We start from the raw sequence: 5564 nt of genomic DNA, 5'->3' as shown, positions 1-5564 counted from the left end.
TGATCAGATCCAGATCAGTTGCGGCAGCGGCGGTTTCGGGCACAGGAAGGAGGCGATACCACCGAGCGAACCCCATGCCGGCAGCTCAGGCCAGTGCGCCTGTGACACACTTTGAATCAGCCCTGGCTCACACCAGGACAGCAGCGTTTCTTCCTCACCTGGGGCCTGGTGATTCCTGTGTTTGGCGTGCGTTTCGCCGGCCCGTTGGTGATGGTCTCCCTGGCAGGCGGGGTCGGCATTGGGGAAGCCCTCGAGGCGGCGCTACGCCAGCCCGCCCGATACCGCGCTCTGCTGGAGCTGGCTGAACCCCGGATCCTGGCCTTTGGCGGCATGTTCCTGCTGATGGTGTTCCTGCGCTACTTCTTTGATGAGGCCAAGACCCTGCACTGGGTCCGGCCGCTGGAGCGCCGTCTCAGCGCAGCTGGTCGTATCGAAGCGCTCGAGGTGGCCCTGGCCCTGAGTCTGCTGCTCATCCTTGCCGCCATGCTCCCGGCCGAATTGCGGGCCGAGGTGATGATCAGCGGCGTGATCGGCTTGGTGCTGCAGTTGCTCAGCACGTCATTGGCGCAAGCCTTCGGGGATGAGGAACAGGCTGGGGCCAGGCTGGCAGCCGGTGGCGGGCTGGCCAGCCTGCTGTACCTGGAGCTTCTCGATGCCTCCTTCAGTCTGGACGGCACCATCGGGGCCTTCGCCATCACCCAGAACCTGGGGTTGATCCTCACCGGCCTGGGGCTGGGTGCCCTGTTCATCCGGTCCCTCACCCTGATGCTCAGCCGCGAGAAGGCACTGGATCAGCTGGTGTACCTGGAGCATGGCGCCCACTACGCCATCGGTGCCCTGGGGCTGCTGATGCTGTCCGGCATCGTGCTGGGGCAGCACCATCTGCATCTTCCCGAATGGGTCACCGGCCTCATCGGCATCGTGCTACTTCTCCTTTCGCTGGCCGATTCCCTTCGGCAACGTGGATTCCCTCGTCACTCACCCTGAGGCGGGAAGCCTCAGCCCCTGAGCGCTCGCCTTCGCCTGGCCAGTTCGCCCTGCGGCAGGTCATGGGCCGAGCATGTGGCGTGCGGGCCGGGTTTGACTCACCCTTCTGGGCCCCAGAGCATCAACGCCAACGGTTCCATCCTTCGGATACCCCCGTTCTCCCATGGTCTTGGAATCCTCCCGCTCCTTCATGTTGCTTTCGGTGGCCGCTGCGGTGGCCACGATCGTCCTTAAGACGCTGGCATGGCGGCTCACCGGTTCGGTGGGGCTGCTCTCCGATGCCATGGAATCCGGTGTGAATCTGGTGGCGGCACTTGGGGCCTTCTGGGCGCTCACGCTTGCCGCAAAACCGGCCGACCGTAAACACCACTACGGTCATTTCAAGGCCGAATATTTCTCCAGTGGCCTGGAGAGCGTGCTGATCGTGCTGGCAGCCCTGGCGATCATTTATGCAGCCGTCGGCCGACTGCAGCAGCCACAGCCGCTTGAACAACTTGGAATCGGTCTGGCCCTCTCACTCGTGGCCACGGCGATCAACGCTCTGGTGGCCTGGGTGCTGCTGCGGGCCTCCCGCCGCTTCCACTCGATCACCCTGCGCGCCGACGCCCACCATCTGCTCACCGACGTCTGGACCTCGTTCGGTGTGGTGCTGGGCATCGGCCTGGTGAAGGTCACCGGGCTGACGATTCTCGACCCTCTGATCGCGATCGCGGTGGCGCTGAATATCGTCATTACCGGCTGGAAGCTGCTCCACGAAACGGCCTCCGGCCTGCTGGATCGTTCGTTGCCGGAGGAAGAGCAAGAGATGCTGGAGGCCCTGCTCGCTTCCCATGAAACGGATGACATCCGCTTCCATGCCCTGCGCACCCGGGTGGCCGGTTCGCGCCGGTTCGTCGCCTTTCACGTGATGGTGCCTGGCCGCTGGACGGTGCAGGCCGGCCATGACCTCTGCGACCAGCTCGAAGGGGAAGTCGCCGCGGCCCTGACCCGCACCCATGTGCTCACCCACCTCGAGCCGATCGAGGATCCAAAGTCCTGGGATGACCAGGGATTTCGCTGGGAGGAGGGTTGAGCGCTCACAGGCTTCCTTTCTGCAGCCGACCATCACAGCAGCGGGTAGCGTTCAAGACCGGACCGGCAGACCATGGCGATTCGACTCCGCTGGCCTGTCGAGAACACCCTTGCGGCTGTGTCTCCAGGTGCACTGCCGCAGGAGGAACTCCAGGCTGAATCGGCCAACGAGCAACTGCTGCTCGCGGCCAGGGAAAGCACCGATGAACTGCTCGCCCGGTTGAATACCAGCGCAGAAGGGCTGAGCGCTCTGCAATCAGAACTCCGCCTGGCCAAGGTCGGGCCAAATCAGATCGCCCATGAGAAACCCGTCTCCTGGGCGGTGCAGCTGTTCAAGACGTTCAGGAATCCGCTGGTGATCCTCCTGGCTTCCCTGGCGGCCCTTTCCCTGCTGACCGGGGATATCAAGGCAGCGATGATCATCACCACCATGATCCTGTTCAGCGTGCTTCTGCGCTTTTCGCAGGAGTACCGATCACTGCGGGCCGCTGAATCCCTGCGCCTGATGGTTCACACCACCGCAACAGTGAAACGGCACGATGCCCGTAAGGACATCACCCTTGGCCTGGCGGCCGACCTTGGCCTGCACCTGGCCGTGGATGTGGCTGGTCAGCTGGAGGTCCCGATCGACAGGCTCGTGCCCGGTGATGTGGTGATCCTGGCTGCTGGGGACATGATCCCCGCCGATGTGCGGGTGCTGCGTTCCAAGGACCTGTTCGTCAGCCAGGCCGCCCTCACCGGTGAATCGTTGCCGGTGGAGAAGCACAGTGTGCTGTCTCCCCGCCAGATGGAGATCAGAGAACCACTGGAGCTGGAGAACCTCTGCTTCCTGGGTACCAACGTGATCAGCGGATCCGCGACGGCAGTGGTGGTCGAGACCGGAGAGCGCACTTGCCTGGGAACGCTGGCCAAGACGGTGACGGGTGTTCGCAGCCGTACCAGCTTCGATCGGGGCATCAGCGAGGTGAGCATGCTTCTGCTGCGCTTCATGGCAGTGATGGCACCGGCTGTGTTCCTGATCAACGGCATCAGCAAGGGCAACTGGGGCGAAGCTTTCTTCTTCGCGCTTTCTGTGGCCGTTGGGCTGACGCCGGAGATGCTGCCGATGATCGTGACTGCCAACCTCTCACGAGGCGCCATCGCAATGGCGAAGCAGAAGGTGATCGTCAAGAACATCGACTCGATCCAGAATCTCGGTGCGATGAACATCCTCTGCACAGACAAAACCGGCACCCTCACACAGGACCGGATCGTGCTCGAAAAGCACCTCGATTATCGCGGCAGGGAATGTGAGGAAGCGTTGGAGCTGGCCTATCTCAACAGCTTTCACCAGACGGGACTCAAGAGCCTTCTTGATGTGGCAGTCCTTGAGCACATCGAACTCCACAAAGCGTTAAAGGTGGAGAAGAACTTCGCCAAGATCGATGAGATCCCGTTCGACTTTCAGCGGCGCCGCATGTCGGTGGTGGTAGAGGAGGAGAACCACCACCACGAGCTGATCTCAAAGGGAGCTGTGGAGGAGATCCTCGCCGTGTGCAGCAACCTCAAAGATGGGCCAGTCATCCAACCGTTGGAGAAGGACATTCACGAGCAGGTGCTGAAGTTGAGCGAGGATTTGAACAACGATGGCCTGCGGGTGATCGCTGTTGCCTACAAGGAAGTTCCTCTCCAACAGGGACCATACGCTCTCACTGATGAGTGTGATCTCACCTTCGTGGGGCTGATCGCTTTCCTTGATCCTCCCAAGGATTCGGCCGCGCAGGCGATTCGCGATCTGAACCATGATGGGGTGGCCGTGAAGGTGCTAACTGGCGACAACCCGGTCATCGCCCGGAAAACCTGCAAGGACGTGGGTCTGGCCGTGGAGGAAGTTCTATTAGGGCAGGAGATCGAGGCCATGGACGATGCCAGGCTGGGAGAACGGGTGGAGTCGACGACGATCTTCGCCAAGCTCTCGCCGCTACAGAAATCACGGATCATCAAGCTGCTGCGCAACCGTGGCCATGTCGTCGGGTTCATGGGCGACGGCATCAATGACGCTGCCGCCTTGCGAGAGGCTGACATCGGAATCTCGGTTGATACTGCGGTTGATATTGCCAAGGAATCGGCCGACATCGTGCTGCTGGAAAAGAGCTTATTGGTGCTGAATGCTGGCGTGATGGAAGGGCGCCGCACCTTTGGCAACATTGCCAAGTACATCAAGATGGGAACCAGCTCGGCATTCGGCAACATGTTCAGCATGCTGGGGGCAAGCATCGTGCTGCCATTTCTACCGATGCTGCCAGTGCAGATCCTACTGAACAACCTTCTCTACGACTTCTCTCAGACCGGCATCCCTTTTGATCACGTTGATCCGGACTATCTTAAGGATCCACGCAAGTGGAGGTTGAACGATATCAGGAGCTTCATGGTGTTCATCGGCCCGGTCAGCTCACTGTTCGACTATGCTACTTTCGCCCTGATGTGGTTTGTCTTTTCCGCCAACACGGTTGAGAGTCAAGCCTTGTTCCAAACGGGCTGGTTCGTCGAAAGTCTGATGACCCAGACGCTGATCGTGTACATCATTCGCACGGCTCATATCCCCTTCCTGCAAAGCAATCCGGCGCCCCTGATGGCCTTAGTCACCATAGTGGTGATGGCATGCGGCATCGCGATTCCCTATACAACGATCGGTTCAGCGCTGGGGATGGTGCATCTGCCCCTCGTTTATTATGCCTGGCTGGCAGCCATCCTGCTCTGCTATTGCCTTCTCACCCAGCTGGTGAAGACTTGGTACGTACGCCGATTTGGCTATAGCTGATACAACAACATCGTCAACTGGTGGACTGGTTGGCATCTACTTCTGTCCTTCCGCCATTCGAGGACTTGATGCTTTATATGGCGCAGGGTGGCAGTGCGGTGGATCCGTGAAGCAATCCCCCGAAGGCCCCTCGGACCATGCCGTAGTGGCCAGGGTGGAGATCAAGACACCCGCAGCCTTGGAGGCCGGATCCATGGCCCAGGTCCACCATCGCGCCCCAGGGAAGCGATCCGCCATGGTTCTTCAGCTGGCGGCAGGAGGAGTCTGCGCCCTGACACTGCTCCTCAACAGCTCCAGACTTGCCCATAGCTGGGGAGGAGGGCAACGGGATGGGTCATGGGGATGATGGGCACCGATTTCGAGTGGCTGAAGAACGCCCCTGATTTCGATCGCGCCTTCATCGAGCAGATGATTCCCCACCACCGCATGGGCGTGATGATGGCCTCGATGGCCCAGACCAATAACCAGCATCCGGAGCTGAGAGCCATGCAACAGGCCATGGTGAAGGTGCAGAGCGAGGAAATTGAGCAGATGAGGCAGTGGTACCGCAGCTGGTATCCAGCAAAATAGGGAGACTAGATAGGGACTCCTGAAAAAGCCAGATCGATTGTGCCGCAACTGGTCTCAGCGGTTGATAGCCGGTAGACTGGCCAGGAATGCGGCAATCGTGGATTGCTGCTACTGATCACAGCCGCACATGTACCGA

4 protein-coding genes are annotated in these 5564 nt (G+C 60.5%); all 4 read left to right on the top strand.

What is annotated here, in order from left to right:
* The first annotated feature begins 111 nt into the window (after positions 1–111).
* Entirely contained in the window at positions 112–987 is an 876-nt protein-coding gene (locus tag KBY93_RS15905) for a DUF475 domain-containing protein (protein WP_255095393.1), read from the top strand.
* Positions 988–1150: 163 nt separating this feature from the next.
* Positions 1151–2059, top strand: coding sequence for a cation diffusion facilitator family transporter (locus KBY93_RS15900; protein WP_255095392.1), 909 nt, complete (start codon positions 1151–1153; stop codon positions 2057–2059).
* Positions 2060–2131: 72 nt separating this feature from the next.
* Entirely contained in the window at positions 2132–4858 is a 2727-nt protein-coding gene (gene mgtA, locus KBY93_RS15895; RefSeq protein ID WP_255095391.1) for a magnesium-translocating P-type ATPase, read from the top strand.
* A gap of 336 nt (positions 4859–5194) precedes the next feature.
* Positions 5195–5428, top strand: coding sequence for a DUF305 domain-containing protein (locus KBY93_RS15890; protein ID WP_255095390.1), 234 nt, complete (start codon positions 5195–5197; stop codon positions 5426–5428).
* The last annotated feature ends 136 nt before the right edge of the window (positions 5429–5564 follow it).

It is taken from the genome of Synechococcus sp. J7-Johnson, assembly GCF_024345795.1.
Taxonomy (GTDB): Bacteria; Cyanobacteriota; Cyanobacteriia; order PCC-6307; family Cyanobiaceae; genus Regnicoccus_A.
This window is presented reverse-complemented; position numbering and strand designations above follow the sequence as displayed.